Source organism: Noviherbaspirillum autotrophicum (assembly GCF_000818395.1).
Lineage (GTDB): Bacteria > Pseudomonadota > Gammaproteobacteria > Burkholderiales > Burkholderiaceae_D > Noviherbaspirillum > Noviherbaspirillum autotrophicum.
On record NZ_JWJG01000028.1, the window covers coordinates 2,707,770 to 2,724,559 of the forward strand.

The following is a 16,790-nucleotide window of genomic DNA, read 5'->3' on the forward strand; positions in this document are numbered from 1 at the left end:
CTTCATGACAAGGCGCGCGGTGGCAAGCCATCGCGGCAATAGTTGATGCCGAATTCGATCGTCTGCGTGCGCGGCGCAGCAGCGCCGGGCAGGAGCACGCCGTCCTGCCAGAACCGTACCGAGAGGCGGCTGCAGCCTGGCTGCGCATAGCGCTTGACGGTCGTGACATCGATATAGACCGGCGTTGTAGCCTTGAACTGGTGCGTGATCGCCTGCGCCGTCTGCCCGGTCAGCACGCCATACGCTTGGCCGGAAGGCGAGTCGATCGCTGCCAGCATGAGTGGACGGGGATCCGGTACCGGTGTGCGCACCGCAGCGGTTTGCGCGGTGGCTGCACCGGCGAGCACGAGGAACACCATTGCGTACGGTTTCTTCATTGGCACTTTCCTTTCCCGTAGTAGCAATTGGAGAGTCGTGCCGCATTGGTGGACTGGAGATGGCCGACGTTCGGCATGCTGGGCGCGATCGCGGCGTAGAACTCGGTCAAGTCCATCGCGCCAAAGTCGAGCGATTGCAGCTGGGCGACGGTAAACCCGGAGCAGTCGGGGTTCTCGGCACTGCCCCAGCTCTTGCCGATCTGGGCGCGGCCTTGTTCATTGACGATGCGCGACAGGACCGAGTTGAAGCAGCATTTGGACGTGGTATGTTCGATGCAGGAAATGCAACTGCCGAACACGGTGATGCAGGATGAGCACCAGTTGCCGACGGTATGACACAGGTGCGCGCCTTCCTTCATCGCGAGTTTTCCCTCTTCCTCATTGCACGACATCATCGACATCGCGACGTAGAACACGACGGAAACTGACAGCGACCAGGGATCGAATGCGATGGCCAGGCTATCGGTGGTCGCCAGCGTCATCGAACCGGCGGGCAGCGCCGTGCCGTTGACGGCGACTGTCACACCATACGTGGTCAAGCTGCCGTTAAAACCGCCGGACGCCAGCAGGGCGTGCAGGCCCTGGGTGATGAATTCGCGGTTGTCCGCATTCATCAGGATGTCGTACACCAGGCGCGACCCGGCACCCAGCAGCGACTGGTTCGACATGCCGGCGCCATGGCTGTCTGAGTAACAACAATTCTGCAGAAGCCGGTCGCGGCAGTGATTGCGCTCGCCCTTGAAGACGTGCATGCGGTCCGCGTCCAGATAAACACCGGCCTCGCGCGCCGCCTCCAGGTACGACATGGAACGGGCGAAGTCGGTATCGTTGGGGTAGGCCTTGTTGAAGCAGCTCGCCCCGAGACAAAACACGTCGTTCGGGCAATTGCTTGCCGTCGTCGTGGTCTGTGCCGGCACCGGACAGTGGTAGGTCTCCTCGAACACTTCGCAGGCGCCGGTCGCTGCATTCATTTGGCGGCAGGTCGACGCAGTCGGCGAGCAACCCGATGCGGCAAGCGATGCGCATTCGTCGACTGGAGCACCGCTGGCACAGGAAAACGTGCGATTGTATTGCCAGCAAGGGCGCGTGACGTCCTTGCCATCGATATTCTTGGTCGCGGGGCCGTCGACACAGACGTCGGCGCTGGCCAGCGAACAGCGCGAACCGGCTGCCAGCACCGGGCACTGATCGTCCCATCGATCGGTTTCCGTAAAGCGGGTGGCTGGTTTGGTGTACTGCAGCGACATGCGCGGAATTGCCAGCGGAAAGGCAGGGTTGACTTGCCAGCCGATGACCGGCCGCGGGGCAACCGGCGTCCAATTGGTGGTCGCCGGCGCAGTCACTGACACTCCCGTGTAAGCGGTTGGCGACGCTGACGGCGCATAGCATTGCGCATCGTCCAAGGTCGACAATGCCGGTTCGCAGCCATCACAGGGCCGGCTCGAGAGAGCGATGCTCCCGCCGCTGAGTTGGCCGTCAGGACAGGCGGCATAGATCTTGTTGAAGGGTTCTGCCAAGGAGCAGTTGGCGGCGTCCCCGCTGGTACACGGGATGGCGTAATCGGGAGCGATCAGGGCGGTGACGGCACAGGTCGATGCGGTGCAGGCGTTGTCGACTATCCACACCCGGGTATGGGCGGCAGACGCTGGGCTCCACGGGCTGGTGGCAGCAAGACCAAGATCGACAATAGCTTGTGGGAAAACTCGCGGCGCAGAGACATCGGCATCGAAGTAGGCAAGCACATTGCCCATGGCCGTCACCCGAAAATGCTGTGCGGTGTCGGGGCGGTCGGGCAGGCATAGCACGTCAAAACCGTGATCGCCCGAACCGGCTTGGGAGAACCAGTCGCCGGCATGGCAACTCGTCGTTCTCTCCAGTCCCACGGTCAGGGTGCGCGAGCACGGGAAATTGCCAACGCCGACATAGCGATGACACAGGCGGGGCCGCATCGCGGCCGGCGTGCTGACATCATTCGTGACGCAGCCTGCATAATAGGAGGCGAGGCTGCCGAGGGCGAGCGCAGGATTTCTTGCCATGGCCTTTGCCGTGGCGACATCCGGGTCGTCAGCGGTCACCGCCGGTCGCGCGGTATTGGCAGATGCCACGGCGCCGCGCTGCGCCTCGCACACCGGGTCATTGGGCGCGAGAGCGCAGCTGAGCAGGTGTGCAGTGGCCTGGCTCGACAGATTGGGTTGGCCGTAGTAAGCGGTTTGTGCTGGCGTTGCCGTATAGCCGGGCACCGCAGTGGCGGCGCTGGCCTGGTTGATGGCGCTGCGAATGTCCGGATTGGCCGCATTGCCGGCCGCTATCCCTTCCTCATGCGGTGCTGCCATCGCAAGCGTGCGGGTGCAGGTAACAAAGCACAGGATGATACGGATGAGGGCCTTGCGCATGGCTAGCCCCTGATCCTGTTGAGAAAAATCTGCGCGTCCCTGGCAAAGCGCGGTGCCCGGCGCTCGATGGCTTCCAGCGCGTAATCCAGGCTCACATCGCCGGATACAGCGACATACGCATCCGGCGCAACGCAGCGCCCGGTAGGGCAGGGTGTGCTTTGCGCTCCATCGCGACCCAGCACGAAGGTCGGGACCTGGACGACGGCAAAGCGGTCAAATGCCTGCGGGTCGATCCGAAACGCAACCTGCCTGGAGCCAATCAGTTGCTGCACGCGCGCGACGGTGTCGCGCAGGGATCCATTGACGAGCCCGCGGAGCAAGAGCGCAGCGTGGGTTCGGGCAGCCTGGTCGACGAGGCGTTCCAGCGTCGGCCGTGGCATCGCGAAACTGACGAAGACCATCAGTGCCGGGCCGGAGCGTATTCCCTGCGCGGCGGTAATGCGATCGGCATTTGCTTCATATCCTTTGGACAGGGCCTCCAGGTCGATCAGATGCGATGTCGCGGGTTGTGGCAAGGCATCGAGATCGGGTGCCGACGGGACCGGCACCCGGCTCAAGTCGGCATCGCTCGGCATACGATACTTCCGGCGCGCCTGGTCGATATCGCTTTCGGTGATGACCGGCTGGCTGCGTACGGCGCGGTGGATGGCGTCATCGGTGACGGCTTGTTCCGGCTGTAATGGCGCGGCCCAGGAAACACCGCATGCCACCAGCATCAAAAGAGGCTTCACCGCGGCGCGGGCACAACGAGCGAAGACGTGCAGCGCGTGCGTCGTCGCCCGTCGGGAAGGCTGGGCATGGCGCCCAGAGGCGCAGCTTGCCAGTGTCAGGGTCGGTTCGGCATCGCTCGGGATACGATAGGTGTGGCGCGCGCATCCGATCGAACCGACGGGGACCGCCACCGGGCCTGGCGTCTTTCTGCTTTGCCTGCCTGCCAGTATCGTGGCCCGGCGTCCAGGCGACGCGGCTGCCGCAGTCTCGTTATGCATCGAATTAATAGCCAACACAGCAATTCCTTTTTCTGAAGAGCATGTATGCGAAATCTTCACCCTGTACCGGATACTCCTTGCCAGCGCCCCACAGCACGGTTGTACGTCCGAACGGCTGGCAGCACTTGCCGTTGTCTTTGTCGGTATTCGGGATCGGGTAGGTCAGCTGGGTCTTGTAGGCGCTCTTGTCCATTACAGGCAGGAAGTACGGGCCGCACAATCCAGCCTGGCCATGCCAGCCCCAGGCGAGCAGCTCGCGGTGCATCTTGGCCGTCAGCCGTTGCGCCATCAGCGCCGAGGTGCGCACGCCGCCCATATGCACGGTCGACTGGCCGTCGAGTGGGTAGAGGCTGCCCTGGCAGCCAGCGCACCAGAACAATTCATTGAGCCCAAACCCCACCGACGCCGCGATGCAATCGGCAGCGCATGCGGCCACCGCAATCGGATTGGCGAACAGCACGGCGTCCGGATTGAGGATCAGCGTGAGCTCATCGTCGTTCCACAGCGGGTCGACTTCGGTCAGGTAGGCGAGATCGAAGGATCCGTGCTCTAGGCATGGAAAATCCGTGACCACCTGCAGCCAGTCCATCACTGGATTCACATAAAAATGCGCCTGGTAGAAACTGTTTTGGTCGCCGTCGCCCTGCGCGTGCGTGAAACGTGCCCCCTCCGGTGCCGGGATACCCGGATCGAGGTCCACGCCGCCCAGCGAGGTCAGGCAAAAGGGCTTGCGCACCGCTTCCACCTGGCGCGCCGGTTCCCAGAAACCGATCGACAAGCCAATGGTCGGATTTACGCCGCAACTGCATAGCGGACTGGTCGGATTGGGAATGTCTTCCTGCCCGCCGACATTGGCCAGCGTCGCGCCGCCGATCGTGATCGGCAGGATGCAGCTCCAGCAGATGTCGGTGATCGGGTTCGGAAACTTGCCCGTGCAGGTGGCGATACCGGCGCCGTGGGCCGCCCACGGCAGGCAAAGGCCCGCCAGTGCCAGGATGTGAGAGAAAACGTGGCGTGTTCTCATAGCGCCAGCTCATCGATGCGAAGGCGCAGGCCTTCCTGTGACACAATCGCCGGGACCTGCATGATCTGGAAACGCCTTGTCAGCAAGCCTTGCTGGTCGTAGTACACCGAAATGCGCCACGACTTCATCAGGTCGAGATAGGAGCCGCCCACCAGGATCGGCTTTACCCGGCCATGATAGTGGTCGATCAGTGCGCGGGCGCGCTCCACCTGGCGCTTGTCTCGGGCATCGAAGAACAGCAGGTGCTTCGACATCGACACGACATCGAGCGGGTTCTTGCGCGTTCCGGCGGCAAACAACAAGTGCCCCTTGTCATCAAAAATATTGTGGTCGAGCACAAACGTCGGATCGTAGTAAAACGTCCGTGCCGTTTCCGCTGGCTTGATGCCGGCCAGCGCTTTCGGATGGACGACGGTGTCAATGCCACGCGCGCGTGCCTGCTCTGCCAGTCGCTTCAGTTCGCCGCTGTGCTCCTTGTCGCGCAGGTGCTGGCTGATCATCTCCAGGAAGTGTTGTTCGCCGATCGGATAGACCGGACCGATGGCGCCGAGCGTCTGAGCGCGCGCACTGGCACTGAGCGTCACGAGCAGGGCAGCCACGAAGATGCGGTGGAAAACCATGGCTTATCCGCGCCGCACACAGGAAACGGAGGTGGCGAGGGCGCGCTGTGCGCCGCTGTCCTGTTGGTAGGACGCGCGAATCATCGCCATCAGTACCGGATCCCCCTCGCCGTCGGCTACTGCGCGCCGCAGCTCTTGCGTCGTCAATTCTCTGCCGCAGCGGCGACGATACGCTGTCAGGTAGGCTGCGGCGCCTTCGCGCGCTGCCGGAGAAATGTGGGCGAGTGCGTCCAGGTACACCTCCATCGGGACGTCGCCGCGGTAATCGGGTTGCTGCGCAAGCGCGGCAGGGGCGACGACACAGAAAGCCATCATGACCATGGCATGTCTCATGCGATATCTCTCTTAAAAGACCGGTTTGACGATGGCGAGGATCCGATCGGCCTGCACCAGGCCGCTGGCCTGGTAGCGTGAATCGAAGCTGTCGGGACTGGTGCCCTGTACGTAGTAATGACCGGGAGGAATCACCATCGCTGGAATCGGTGCCAGCGCATGCCCGTCGACGCTGTGCGGCTTGGCCAGCCCCATATCCACGCCGTTTACATGGACATGGCGGTGAACGACGGTGATGCGATCGCCGGCCATACCGCGGATGACCTTGAAGAATGGCTGCTTTTTAAGGCCCGGGTAGAATTGCTGCGCCTCGCCGGCAAACGAGAACACGACGAAGTCGCCGCGTTCGTAGGTGGTACGCCCGTATTGGACGATTGCCAGCGTGTAGGGCAGGCTCGGTGTCATATTGAACAGCACCGGTAAGCGCGGCGTCGGATCGATGAAGACGCGCACGAACGCGAGGCCCCAGATGGCCAGCAGCACCAGGTACACGCACCAATGGCGCCAGACGTGATGCAGAAAGGCGCGCATGTCGGTGTTGCGGCGGCCAAGCCATCCCGTACGCGGAGCCAGCGTATTTGCGGCCTTGACAGATGTCGTCGTCATAAATCGACCTTTCTTTTGAGTAGCGGCGTCAGGTCCACGAGGTGCGTGCTGCTGCCGATAATCGACGACTTCACGACCACCAGGCAGCGACACTCGCGCGGTAGTTCGTCCAGTGCGGCCGGCAGGCGTTGCGCGAATTGCCTGGCGAGCAATATCGCTTGCTGGCGCTCTTGCTCGTTGCTGCCGTGGGTTAATCGTTGCGCAAACTGCGCTTCCTTGGCGCGGTAGACTTCGCCGACGTCGACCACGCCGATTTGCCGGGACGGCTGGAAAATGAGCCGGTCATAGAGCGCCAGCGCGATGGCGACGATCAGGACCGTGGTGCTCAGGTTGACGACGAACGGCTTCATACTTCATACCCCCGGCGACGCAGCACCTCTTTGATCGCCTCGTCGATGCTGTAACCCTGGGCGCGCAGCTGGTCGATCGGCTCGTTGTCGTCGAGCTTGTTCGAGAACAGCAAGTGCGTGGCCGGATCGAGCGCCAGGCGCGCCACGCCTTCGCCCACGGGGGAAGAGATGTACAACTCCGAAAACGCACCCGGCTCGGTGCGCAGCGAGTGCAGCAGACGCTTTTTGGATTCGTCCATCGTCAGGCGGCCCTTGCGGTCGAGCATTTCGATCGATTCCTTCTTTTGCCGCAGCAAAAAGACCCAGTCGGAGCAATTGAATGCCGCCTCCATCTGCGCCGAACCGTAATAGTCATCGGCGCTCTGGGTGGCGGTGCCCAGTGCGCCGCCATATTTGCGGGCACGGCGCGCCGCCTCTTCGACGACCGCCGCCTTGACCGGATCGTCGGCGCCGATGTCGCCGAGCTGCTGCTTCAGTTCGTCGATGAAAAACACTTTCTTGCGATTGCGCGTCAAGTACATTTCGCCCGTGATTTGATACATCAGCAGGATGTTGACGACGGCATGCAGGTCGGGCTTGCGCTTCAATTCCTCGTTTTCGATGACGATGAAGTCGTTGGAAAAGTCGATGTTGCTGCGCCCCTCAAAAAAACGCTCGTACTGGCCCCCCTTGGCATAGGGATTGAGCATCACCGCCAGATCGCGGATGCGCGCATCATTGATCAGGCCAAGCTCTTCAATCGTGCCGGTCTTGAACGCATCGCGCAGGCCAGTGATCGTCAAGTCCTGGCCATAGTGGCGAAAGAGTTTTAACGTCATTGCCGAGATGGCCTTGTACTGCACCTCATCCAGGCGGTGTTGCATGGATGCCATTTTGGAAATGGCCGGCACCAGCATGTCGATGTCTTCGTTGATATCCACCACCGTCGAGTAGGGATTGAGGCAGAGATCGGTATCGGGCCGGAATTCGATATAGGTGCCTTTGGCCTTGCGGCACAACTTCTCGAACGATCGTCCCAAGTCGAGCATCCACACCTTGGCGCCGACGGCGCGGTATGACCAGGCCATTTCGTTCAAGAGCACGGATTTGCCCGAGCCCGGCGCACCGACCACCGCGAAGTTGTAGTTGCCGAGGTCGTTGTCGTACAAGTCCAGCGTCATCAACTGGCCGCGCCGCCCGCCGAACACCAGCGTCGGCGTGCGGGTGCCGCGCCATTCGGCGATCAGCGGCGCCAGGTGGATCGCGTTGGCCATCGTCTTGCGCGTGACGCGACGCATTTTTTTCAGGTCGGCATGGAGGGCTTCCGACAGCGTCATCGGCAGGCAGGCCAGCAGCGCCTGGCGGTGCTGGTAGACGTCGGCGTTGAGTTCAAAGCCGCGTGCGCGCCAGATCGCATTGGCCGTCTCCGCCGCTGACATGGACTTGGCCGGCGTCGTGAAGATCGCCAACTGGTGGTACATGCTGACCAGCGCGCCGCCCACATCCATTGCGTCGGCCGCGGCGTTCCAGTCTTTGAGCTTCTTGCCGACGTCGGGCATGACGGCAGCCATCTTGCTTTGCGCGTTCTGGGTGGCGCGCACGTGGTTGGCAGTCACGGCCGTTCTGGTGGTATTGGCGTCCAGAATGTGCACGCCCATCGTCAAGAGAAACGGTGCACTGTATTGCAACGCCGGTTGCATCAGGTCGCCGATCAAGGAGCCCATTTGCCACAACGGAAAGCGTTCCGGAAACGACTTGATCGAGTAGAAGCGCGCTTCGAGTACGTCGGGATGGCCTTCCTTGAACAGTTGCAAGCCTTGCGGCGTCGCATCCTGGATCGTGTCAAAGTCGACGATCTGGTCACGGATCTCGCGGCCATCGTCATAGTGCAGATTGGGCGCATCGGTGCGCATGATCCGGTCTGGATTGGTAAATAGCGCGCACCAGTTGATCAGGTCGGACGCGTCGCACACGCGATTGGGCAGCGAAGCCGATTTGAGCGTGCTGGCCATCGACTCGCGCAAGGCAATCAATTCCTCCCGTTTGTTCAGGTCGTCTGCGCTGGCTGGAAACGCGACGCTCATCATCAGGCGAAAGTCGCGGATCGTGAAATGAAAGCCGGCCGTCAGTGACTGTTGCGCGCCGCGCAGCAGGTGGCTAACGCGTTGCCGCGCGAGATTACGAAACAGGTTGTCGTTGCGCGCCGGCCGGCCATATCTCCTGGCCCGGTCAGCCTGGTCCTCGTCCTCCATGCGCAGGTTGGCGTAGCGGCGCAATGGCTCGTGCACGTGGGGGGAGCCGAACAGGTGGAACTGGATGCCGGTACCCTTCGGGCAAGACACGTACAGCGAAATCAGCACGTCCACCATCTGGTCATCGGCGCCGGACTGGGGCATCAGCTCCAGCATGAAGCCGATGTTGTCGCGGTTCACAAAAATCCGCTCCTCCGGGATATAGGCAGAATAGGGTAGCCAGCTGGCGAATTGATCGGCCGGCGTTTCAGCATTGCGGCGTAGGCCGAACAGGCTGCCGAACCCTTCCTGGCGGGAAGATGCGCTCCCTTCCCATAGTGCGTTGATGTGCAGGGCGTTTAACATGAATGGCTCCAATCGGGTGCGGGAAGTGTGGACGTTTACTGGTCATCCCCGGCTTGCGTGCGATCGCGCAGGGAATCGATCGTGCGGGCAAGCGGGGTCGTTCGGGTGTCACCGGCTGTGGCGGGACGCAGTACCGGCGACTGGGTATCGGACGGCGCCGCAGATGCCGGCCGTGGGGCGGGAGGCCTGATGGGAGCATAGGCATCGCGCAGCCGTCGCTGGGCATGGTCGATGAGCCAATAGCCGTTGTCGGTCTGGACATAGACGTAGCCCTGATCGTTCAGATCGTGGTCGAGGTCTTCCCAGGGCTTGATCCACAGACGCAGTACACGCGGCTGGGCGCGCAGGGCCTGCGGCACATAAGGCGTGGCAGGGGCGTCGGGTGCAAGCGCCGGCGCCACGCGGGTGGATCGGGAGGCTGGTGGCGCGGTGCCGTCGGAAGACTGGGGGCGATGGCCTTGGCGCTGGCTCGGCAGGTTGTTCTGCAGGGCGTTGGCGTAATTTCCGGAAACGGAATCGCATTTCACGCCTTCCGGCGCCTTGCAGCCATAGTCGGAGGAGCCGCCAAGACCGGATAGGTTGGCGCAACCCGCAAGCGCCGCTACCACTGTAACAGCGAGCGCAACAAGGCGCGACGTGCGCAAAAGGAGCGGCTTCATCACGGCTTCTCCTTTAATGACGCCGTCGGTGCAACGTGCGCCGGCCTGGCAGGCGTGGACAACCGGGATTCGACGGCGGCAGCGCTGGTATAGCCGTCGAGGCGGCGACCATCGGCAAAGACCATGGTCGGCGTGCCGCGTACGTTCAGGCGCTGGGCCAGGGCCAGGTTGCGCTCGATGGGATGCGCGCAGTTCGCCTCGGGATCGAGCAGGGACGTGTCGCCTGCCAGCATGAGCTGGCGCCAGGCCGTCTGGCGATCTGCCGCGCACCAGATTGCCACCGGTTTCTCGGCGCCTTGGAACGGCACCAGGAAGGTATAGATCGTGACGTTGTCCAGCTTGTCGAGTTCGGGCTCCAGGCGCTGGCAGTAGCCGCAGGACGGGTCGGAAAACAGGACCAGCGTGCGCTCGCCGTTACCCTTGACGGTCTTGAGTGCGTCGGCCAGGGGAAATTGGTCCATCGATATCTTGTCCGTGGAGCCCTCGTCCTGCGGGCGTTGCGCGTCTGCCTGCGCGAGTTTGGGCGCGGTGAGGTCTTGCATCGCCACGGTATCGAATAACCGGCCGAACAGGATGTACCGGGTATTGCGGCGGGAGACGTAGGCGACATTTGCACCCATCCACACTTCGTACAGTCCGGCCATCGGGGTGCGCGACACGCCGGAAAACCGGGTCGTGGGATGCGCTTTCTTCAGCGACGCCAGCACGCGCTCCTCGTCGGGCGTGGCCATCGCGGCCGAGGTCGTCACGGTGGCGGCAAGCGCGACCGCCAGGTGGTTAATCCTCATCATCGTCGCCATTCCTTTCATAGCGGTCATCGGTTAAGGCGTCACGCTGCGCGAGCGTGGTGGGGCGGTTCCTGGCTGGGGCACCGGCATCGATGCGCACCCCCTTGGTGATGACGACATCAACCTGGCGACCGGCATCGATTTCGATGACCGGGAAGGTTTGCTCGGCCAGCCGGATGTAGTACTGGGCCAGGCGATCGAGGGCGCGGCCAACGCCGCCACCGATGCCGCGTTCGATTTGCGTGCGCGTGCTGCCGTCAGTGGTCGAAATCGTCCCGAAGGTGGAGCTCGTGACGGTCGATCCTCCCTGGGAGAATCCTTGACCGATGCCACTGACCACACCGGCGGTGAGCGCGTTGGCCAGCATTTGGCCTTGCTTGGTGACGAGGCGGCCGCGCATGCCGACCTTGCCGTCTTCGCCATACACGCTGCCCTGGATCTTGATCTCCAAGGTGGAGCCGTCATTGCGCACGCAGGACAGGTTTTCTGTGCGCAGATAGGCCCGCTCGGAACTGATGTCGCCATAGCCGGCTGCGATGACGAAGCACTCCTTGATGTCGGAGCGGAAGCGGTTCGGCAACACGGCGTTGTCGGCCAGGCGGATTAAGACGGGATGCGGGTTCGACTGCGACTGCCCGCCGGTGGGGGCGTCCAGGCCGCCCAGCAGGATGCCGCGGGTGAAACTGACCGGCAGATAGGTGGCGACGGTGCCAGACCCCGTGTCGCCCTCCTTGCTGATCGCGCCGGACGAAGCGCTTGGTACAGGCGCCGGTTTGGTGCTGGCGCCAACGGAAACACGCACCAGTACCGGGGCCTCGCGCGCCGGTGCCGAGCTGCCCGGAGTGCCGACAGGCATGCCGCCCGCTTGCCCGCCGCGCGGCGCGGGCGGCTGCGGCGGCAAGCCCTGGCCGGCCAATGCCGTCGGTGGCGGATAGGTGGCAGGTATCGGCCCTGGGGGAGGACGCAGGCTGCCGGTTGATGGTCCTGCTGCCGGTCCTGCCGTCGGGCTGCTGCTGATTGCTTGTGATGCGGCCGTTTGCTTTTGTTCGAAGTCGGCAAAGCGCTTCAGGATGTTGTCTTCGAACGCTTTGCGGTCGGCGTTGATCTTGGCCTGTTCCTGCTTTTCGGCATCGTATTGCGCGAGCTTCTTGCCTGCAGTGCCGACCCATTGGTCGACGGGATTGACCTGCTGGCCACCGGGCATCACCCCGATATTGGTCACCGACACCGGTAACCCGCTGGCGGTGGCGGATGCTGCCGGCTTGGGGCTGTTGTCGGTCAAGGCAAACACGGCCCACAGCGCGCCGATGCCGACGGTCATGATGGCTCCGAGCATCGCATATTGGCGCTGCTTGGGCGACAGGCGATTGAGCGCTGATGTCAATGGGGCGGGAAGTGGCATCGTCAGCTCCCCGCGCGAATGACATAGACAGTGGTGCTTTCGCCGGGGCGCAGATTCAGGTTTTCAATCGAGACGGCGAGTACATTGCCTTCTTCGCGATCAAATTCCTGTTCGGCCAGCACCATGGGCGCCATGCTCACATTGGTCAGCTGGTATTTCTCGCCAATCAAGCCGCGCCCTGCATACAGCCGCATCAGCGTGAACGTCGCCTCTGCCCAGAGCGCGCGCGGCTGATGGACTTCGTCGACGCGCACATCGGTTGGCACGCGATCGGACGCCATGGCAATCAGCAGGGACTTCAGGGATCGGATATGACTGGATGATCGCCCCGCCGGACCCGGCGGCGTGCCGTCGACCCTGGCCAGGCGTGCTGTCTTGTCGCGAATGACAATGGTGTCGGCCGGCATGTCGCTCTGACGCAGCAGCAGGGTATAGGTCGCGTTGGCAGAGGAAACGAACAGATTGATCGGCTTGCTCGCCGTGCCGACGGGCCGCACGTATACTTCCCCCTTGTCCCGGTCGCACTCGAGCACGATCTCGCCGGAGGAATTGACTGCCGGCGCAGCCGGCGTCGCCGTGCCGGACGCGGCAGCGCAGTTGCTCGAATAGATATTGCCGAAGATATCGCTGATGGGGGCGCCTTCGATCCGGATGCGCGTCGGCTCCCTGGTCGAGATGATCGCTTCCACCGACACCCCGTCGCGTGCGTCGATGGTCTGCAGGGCGAACGCGGGCGTACTAGCGAGTAGCGCTGCTGCCCACAGCCAGTGCTGGGGCCGGCGTCTGCTGGACATTGGGAATCTCCTTGAAGGTATTGAGGTGCACTCGCCCGCCCGTATAGGCAAACTGGGCCAGGTAGGACTTGGTGTCGGTGGTCGTGTCCTGGCCGTTGACTTGCGTGCGCAGCCGGCCGACCAGAACGACGGATTGGTTGTCTTCATTCGGAATCAGCTGCTTTGGCGCGAAGAAGGTGCTGGCATTCATGCGCTTTAAGCGCTCCGCTTCCAGGTCTTGCCTGGTTTTCATGGCGCCGCTCTGGTCCGGCGGCACAAAGGACAGCAGGATGTCCTTCTTCCAGTCGATCGACTCGGGCGACACGTCGAGGATCAGCCAGCCGACAAAGGCACCCATCTGTTCCAGATATTCCTTGCTGACGCGATCCTTGGTAACCCAGAAACTCTTGTCGATCGACGGCGGCACCACCACCGTACGCTCGCTGCCCCACTGCTTGAGGATGATGACCAGTGCCAGAATGAGGGTGAAGACGAGGCCGGCGACCGCGAGGCCCAGACTGCGGTTACGGCTGCGCAAGTCCCGGATGTCATTGGAAAACTTATCGTGATTCATCGATTGCCTCCATCGCCCTTAACCGATCATGCGGCGGACGTGCGACGGCGGTGTCGCCTGCATCGACGTCATGGGGGTGGTGGGCAAGTGCCAGTACAGCCAGTGGACGGCAAAGGCCGGGTGCTTGTCGGCCTTGATCCTGGACAGCCAGCGGCTGGTGGAAATGCCGGCGGCCATGACGACCGTGAAGGCCAGCTTCGAGCCGGACAAGTACCCGACGAAGAAGCAGAAGAGGATGGGGGAGGCCACGTCGGCATCCCAAAACCCGATCTTCCATTGGTCGTCCAGCCGGCGCGGAATATAGGTGTCTGCTTTCATCCGTCCTCTCCCAGGTCGTACATTGAAATGGCTTCAGACCACCGCGCCCATGATGGCGCCGGCGATCACCAGGCCGACCGCAGCGAAGATCGCCACCCCGACGTAGAACAGCACCGGCCCGAAATTACGCAGCGCGGACAGTGAGATCAGCGCCACCACGAAGCCGACAAAGCCAACTAGCGCCTTGACCGACGGGCCGAGGGCAGCGAGTTGGGCCAGCGCCGAGGTCATGGGGCCGGTAATGCCGGTGAAGGCGACGAGATCGAGCGCGTAGGACGGGAACGCCATACCCAGCCCGGTTGCCAGCAGCACGAACAGCGAGACGACCAGGCCCTTGCGGGATGCAGCGATGGTGTTGATGGAAACAGCGTTCATGAATTCCTCCTTTGTGTGAATGAAAAACAAGGTTGGTGAAAATGCGGATTGCGACCTGCGACGGCGCGTTTCACGATCTCTTCCCGCCTCAGGCCCAGCGCCATCTGAATGCATGCGTTGCTCAGATAGGACAGGCCCAGGGCAGGATCGACCATGGATTTCTGAATGGCCCGCAGCCGCTGCACGCTGTCCTGCCGCGCGATGGCCGCCTCGCCATCCGGGGCGGACCCGCTTTTTTGCTCTGCGGGGATGTCGGCATCGGCGACGACTCTCCTTCTGGGGAAGAGGGCATCGTCGCCTTTGCACGGGGAAAGAGGAGGTCATTGGATTGCATGACAGGGATCAGCCTTGATAGGTGAAAACGACCTCGACACGCCGGTTCGCCTGCCGGCCTTGTGGCGTGTCGTTGTTGGACAGGAAGCAGCACGAGCCTTTTGCGTCGATCGCGATGACGGCGTTGGCGTTTTTCATGCGGCGGCGCAGGTAATCGCGCACCTGCAGGGCACGTGCGAGGGCGATGGTGCGGTTCGCCTGGGTGGGGCCCACGTTGTCAGTGCGGCCCTGGATGGTGATCTTCCTGGCCTGACGTGCGGCTGGCAGCATCCTATCAAGCGCCAGCCGTGCCTTGGCATCGAGGGTCGATGCGCCCGATGAAAACTGCAGCAGCAGGCGAGCTCCTTGTGAGGGCGATGTTGCCGCCGGCACGACCGGTGTGGACGCAGGAGCCGGTGGCATGGTGCTGTGGTCCGACGGGAGCATGGCCGGTTTGGTCGCCACGGACCAACCTGGCTCGGATGACGCCATGGTTTTCGGCGTCACGCGCGGACACGCCGGATCGGTACATAGCCCGTAGGATGCTTGCCTGCCAAAGTCGAGCTGAGCAATGCGCAGGGCATGGCCTGGCTGTCGGGGCAGAGCGGGCATGGTCTGTTGCGCGCCGAAGCGAAACGCTGGCAGGCTGCAGGAGGCGGTCAGCAAGGTGGTGCTGACGGTGGCGCAAATCAGTCCCAGCACGGAGACCAAGAAGGTTTTCATGGCGCCACCCCCGCGGAGAGGAGGACTGGGTGCGGCGTGAAGACTGCGCGCATATCGGCGGAGGTCTTGGAGGCATGGCTCGGGGCTGACTGTCCTGCGAGGCGGCGATAGACACGCCAAGCATAGGCGCTGCGTGCGCGCTGGCAGTGTTCGCCCTTGAGCTGCGAGCACGCGGCGTTGTAGGCGCCGACCGCTTCCCAGCTGACCCCGTAGCGTGCAAACTGCTGAGATAGCAGCCATGCCGCGACAGAGATATTGGTGCAGGCGTCATACAGGTCGGCCTCCCTGATGCCGAAGCGGGCCAGGGCACCCAGATGCGAACTATTGATCTGCATGAGCCCGATGTCGTAGCTGCGGGTACGCCGCAGGTGGCTGCGGTTGACGGCCAGTGGATTGAGGCCGGATTCAACTTGCGCCATTGCATAGAGCAACTGGGGCGATACGCCGTAGCGCTGACCGGCATCGTTCCAGCAATCAAAGGCGGAACACGGCACGGCAATCAGCACGAACAGGGTGGGTAGGGCAATATGTCGCATAGCTCACATGAACAAACCAAGGATTCATCGACACCGACGAGCGATGACGAAGGGGGTAACCGCAAGGCGGTCTGGTCAGTCGGGTAAGCCGGGCGAGGGGGCCGAGGCAGGGTGCGCTACGGGGTGTGCTGCTGGTGACAACAACGAACGGCAGCGTTACTGAGTCAACGGTTCAGTGTGACATCGTTGGGCACCACGTTCGGCGGTATTGCGGCGCGCCTGCTCGAAGATCCGCAGTGTCGTCCCTTGTCCTCTACTGACCAAGGTGATGCAGGCGGTCGTAAAGTGGTCCAGCTTGAATTGCGGATGGGGATGGCGGTTCGCCGGCGAGCGCTGCAGGTCGAGCAAAAGCCGGTACTGCGGCATCCACATCTCTTCCTGCCGGCGCAGGCTATCGGGGTCGCGCAAAATCATTTCGGTGTGCAGGTAATTGAAAATGTGCCTGGCCGGTTCCGGTTCGTTAAACACCAGCGACACGCATGCACTGATCAGGTCCGGCAAGCGAAACTTTGGTGAGCAGTTCTCGGCGCTCTGATACAGCGACTGGAGAAACGCATATTCGTCGATCCACACGCGCGTGCCGATCGTGTCGTCGTTGCGGTTCGAGGCGAGTGGATGCGTAGTGTATGACATGGCCGGTCGGTTAAGCGTTACTTGGGCAGACATTGGACACCCCCTGAGAAACACAACAAAAAATATAGCGTCGATGGAGGTAGCATACCGAGGCCGCCAGCGCATGGCTCGCCAAAATTGGGACGGTTTTTACGGGCTTTCGGAATTAGCGCAGATCGGTGCATGCGCACAGTCATGGCGCCGTACCGTGGGATTCGTCCCGTAAGCGGCAGAGCGCAGATGGCGCCCCGTGCGACAGCAAGCGCGGGATTGGCTTCGAGGTGACAAACGTCCGTGAGGGACATGCCCAGGATCTTCGTCCTGCCCCCATGCGCTATTTGCGCACTGGCCGGATGCCGCCGGCTCCTCGCGGAGCCGCCTTTTCTAAGGAGGGCTCAATGACGACACTGCTCGCTGCTGGCGTGCTGATTTCGCCGATCCTTTCCAATC

Annotated in this window: 19 protein-coding genes; all 19 read right to left on the reverse strand. The window is 62.6% G+C overall.

Annotated features, from left to right (window positions below; genetic code table 11):
* Positions 1-2: 2 nt before the first annotated feature.
* Complete coding sequence (locus TSA66_RS13685) at positions 3-377, reverse strand: hypothetical protein (protein ID WP_040040437.1); 375 nt, start codon at positions 375-377, stop codon at positions 3-5.
* The gene (traN, locus tag TSA66_RS13690; protein WP_040040438.1) at positions 374-2,770 is read right to left on the reverse strand and encodes a type-F conjugative transfer system mating-pair stabilization protein TraN; all 2,397 of its coding nucleotides are present in this window, start codon (positions 2,768-2,770) and stop codon (positions 374-376) included. Before traN ends, TSA66_RS13685 begins: the two co-directional genes overlap by 4 nt.
* Before the next feature lie 2 nt (positions 2,771-2,772).
* Positions 2,773-3,774: a type-F conjugative transfer system pilin assembly protein TrbC gene (gene trbC, locus TSA66_RS13695; protein WP_198358802.1), complete on the reverse strand. Its 1,002-nt coding sequence runs from the start codon at positions 3,772-3,774 to the stop codon at positions 2,773-2,775.
* Positions 3,764-4,783, reverse strand: a complete 1,020-nt coding sequence (locus tag TSA66_RS13700) for a TraU family protein (protein ID WP_040040439.1) — start codon at positions 4,781-4,783, stop codon at positions 3,764-3,766. The genes trbC and TSA66_RS13700 overlap by 11 nt, the downstream gene beginning before the upstream one ends.
* Complete coding sequence (gene traW, locus TSA66_RS13705; RefSeq protein ID WP_040040440.1) at positions 4,780-5,403, reverse strand: type-F conjugative transfer system protein TraW; 624 nt, start codon at positions 5,401-5,403, stop codon at positions 4,780-4,782. Before traW ends, TSA66_RS13700 begins: the two co-directional genes overlap by 4 nt.
* Positions 5,404-5,406: 3 nt before the next feature.
* Complete coding sequence (locus TSA66_RS13710; protein WP_157691693.1) at positions 5,407-5,736, reverse strand: hypothetical protein; 330 nt, start codon at positions 5,734-5,736, stop codon at positions 5,407-5,409.
* Positions 5,737-5,748: 12 nt separating this feature from the next.
* Positions 5,749-6,342 carry a conjugative transfer signal peptidase TraF gene (gene traF, locus TSA66_RS13715; protein WP_040040441.1) on the reverse strand — a complete coding sequence of 198 codons (594 nt, stop codon included), beginning with the start codon at positions 6,340-6,342 and terminating at the stop codon, positions 5,749-5,751.
* Positions 6,339-6,692, reverse strand: coding sequence for a hypothetical protein (locus tag TSA66_RS13720; RefSeq protein WP_040040442.1), 354 nt, complete (start codon positions 6,690-6,692; stop codon positions 6,339-6,341). The genes traF and TSA66_RS13720 overlap by 4 nt, the downstream gene beginning before the upstream one ends.
* Positions 6,689-9,268: a type IV secretion system protein TraC gene (gene traC, locus TSA66_RS13725; RefSeq protein ID WP_084199619.1), complete on the reverse strand. Its 2,580-nt coding sequence runs from the start codon at positions 9,266-9,268 to the stop codon at positions 6,689-6,691. Before traC ends, TSA66_RS13720 begins: the two co-directional genes overlap by 4 nt.
* Before the next feature lie 35 nt (positions 9,269-9,303).
* Complete coding sequence (locus TSA66_RS13730; protein WP_084199621.1) at positions 9,304-9,927, reverse strand: TraV family lipoprotein; 624 nt, start codon at positions 9,925-9,927, stop codon at positions 9,304-9,306.
* The gene (locus TSA66_RS13735) at positions 9,927-10,718 is read right to left on the reverse strand and encodes a DsbC family protein (protein ID WP_232429478.1); all 792 of its coding nucleotides are present in this window, start codon (positions 10,716-10,718) and stop codon (positions 9,927-9,929) included. Before TSA66_RS13735 ends, TSA66_RS13730 begins: the two co-directional genes overlap by 1 nt.
* A complete protein-coding gene (locus TSA66_RS13740) occupies positions 10,705-12,117 on the reverse strand; it encodes a TrbI/VirB10 family protein (RefSeq protein ID WP_040040444.1) in 1,413 nt (470 codons plus the stop codon). The genes TSA66_RS13735 and TSA66_RS13740 overlap by 14 nt, the downstream gene beginning before the upstream one ends.
* Positions 12,118-12,119: 2 nt before the next feature.
* Positions 12,120-12,911: a type-F conjugative transfer system secretin TraK gene (locus TSA66_RS13745; protein WP_084199623.1), complete on the reverse strand. Its 792-nt coding sequence runs from the start codon at positions 12,909-12,911 to the stop codon at positions 12,120-12,122.
* Positions 12,856-13,464, reverse strand: coding sequence for a type IV conjugative transfer system protein TraE (traE, locus tag TSA66_RS13750; RefSeq protein WP_052452326.1), 609 nt, complete (start codon positions 13,462-13,464; stop codon positions 12,856-12,858). The genes TSA66_RS13745 and traE overlap by 56 nt, the downstream gene beginning before the upstream one ends.
* An 18-nt stretch (positions 13,465-13,482) precedes the next feature.
* Positions 13,483-13,782, reverse strand: a complete 300-nt coding sequence (traL, locus tag TSA66_RS13755) for a type IV conjugative transfer system protein TraL (protein WP_040040445.1) — start codon at positions 13,780-13,782, stop codon at positions 13,483-13,485.
* A gap of 33 nt (positions 13,783-13,815) precedes the next feature.
* A complete protein-coding gene (locus TSA66_RS13760) occupies positions 13,816-14,157 on the reverse strand; it encodes a hypothetical protein (protein ID WP_040042595.1) in 342 nt (113 codons plus the stop codon).
* Between the two features lie 342 nt (positions 14,158-14,499).
* The gene (locus TSA66_RS13770; protein ID WP_040040447.1) at positions 14,500-15,192 is read right to left on the reverse strand and encodes an OmpA family protein; all 693 of its coding nucleotides are present in this window, start codon (positions 15,190-15,192) and stop codon (positions 14,500-14,502) included.
* Complete coding sequence (locus TSA66_RS13775; protein ID WP_052452327.1) at positions 15,189-15,728, reverse strand: lytic transglycosylase domain-containing protein; 540 nt, start codon at positions 15,726-15,728, stop codon at positions 15,189-15,191. Before TSA66_RS13775 ends, TSA66_RS13770 begins: the two co-directional genes overlap by 4 nt.
* A gap of 156 nt (positions 15,729-15,884) precedes the next feature.
* Complete coding sequence (locus tag TSA66_RS13780; RefSeq protein WP_040040448.1) at positions 15,885-16,361, reverse strand: hypothetical protein; 477 nt, start codon at positions 16,359-16,361, stop codon at positions 15,885-15,887.
* Positions 16,362-16,790: the final 429 nt, after the last annotated feature.

Excerpts from the sequence above, each read along its gene's own strand:
- TSA66_RS13685 (WP_040040437.1), bottom strand. The coding sequence starts at position 377 with ATGAAGAAACCGTACGCAATGGTGTTCCTCGTGCTCGCCGGTGCAGCC.
- traN (WP_040040438.1), bottom strand. The coding sequence starts at position 2,770 with ATGCGCAAGGCCCTCATCCGTATCATCCTGTGCTTTGTTACCTGCACC.
- TSA66_RS13700 (WP_040040439.1), bottom strand. The coding sequence starts at position 4,783 with ATGAGAACACGCCACGTTTTCTCTCACATCCTGGCACTGGCGGGCCTT.
- traW (WP_040040440.1), bottom strand. The coding sequence starts at position 5,403 with ATGGTTTTCCACCGCATCTTCGTGGCTGCCCTGCTCGTGACGCTCAGT.
- TSA66_RS13710 (WP_157691693.1), bottom strand. The coding sequence starts at position 5,736 with ATGAGACATGCCATGGTCATGATGGCTTTCTGTGTCGTCGCCCCTGCC.
- traF (WP_040040441.1), bottom strand. The coding sequence starts at position 6,342 with ATGACGACGACATCTGTCAAGGCCGCAAATACGCTGGCTCCGCGTACG.
- TSA66_RS13720 (WP_040040442.1), bottom strand. The coding sequence starts at position 6,692 with ATGAAGCCGTTCGTCGTCAACCTGAGCACCACGGTCCTGATCGTCGCC.
- traC (WP_084199619.1), bottom strand. The coding sequence starts at position 9,268 with ATGTTAAACGCCCTGCACATCAACGCACTATGGGAAGGGAGCGCATCT.
- TSA66_RS13730 (WP_084199621.1), bottom strand. The coding sequence starts at position 9,927 with ATGAAGCCGCTCCTTTTGCGCACGTCGCGCCTTGTTGCGCTCGCTGTT.
- TSA66_RS13735 (WP_232429478.1), bottom strand. The coding sequence starts at position 10,718 with ATGATGAGGATTAACCACCTGGCGGTCGCGCTTGCCGCCACCGTGACG.
- TSA66_RS13740 (WP_040040444.1), bottom strand. The coding sequence starts at position 12,117 with ATGCCACTTCCCGCCCCATTGACATCAGCGCTCAATCGCCTGTCGCCC.
- TSA66_RS13745 (WP_084199623.1), bottom strand. The coding sequence starts at position 12,911 with ATGTCCAGCAGACGCCGGCCCCAGCACTGGCTGTGGGCAGCAGCGCTA.
- traE (WP_052452326.1), bottom strand. The coding sequence starts at position 13,464 with ATGAATCACGATAAGTTTTCCAATGACATCCGGGACTTGCGCAGCCGT.
- traL (WP_040040445.1), bottom strand. The coding sequence starts at position 13,782 with ATGAAAGCAGACACCTATATTCCGCGCCGGCTGGACGACCAATGGAAG.
- TSA66_RS13760 (WP_040042595.1), bottom strand. The coding sequence starts at position 14,157 with ATGAACGCTGTTTCCATCAACACCATCGCTGCATCCCGCAAGGGCCTG.
- TSA66_RS13770 (WP_040040447.1), bottom strand. The coding sequence starts at position 15,192 with ATGAAAACCTTCTTGGTCTCCGTGCTGGGACTGATTTGCGCCACCGTC.
- TSA66_RS13775 (WP_052452327.1), bottom strand. The coding sequence starts at position 15,728 with ATGCGACATATTGCCCTACCCACCCTGTTCGTGCTGATTGCCGTGCCG.
- TSA66_RS13780 (WP_040040448.1), bottom strand. The coding sequence starts at position 16,361 with ATGTCATACACTACGCATCCACTCGCCTCGAACCGCAACGACGACACG.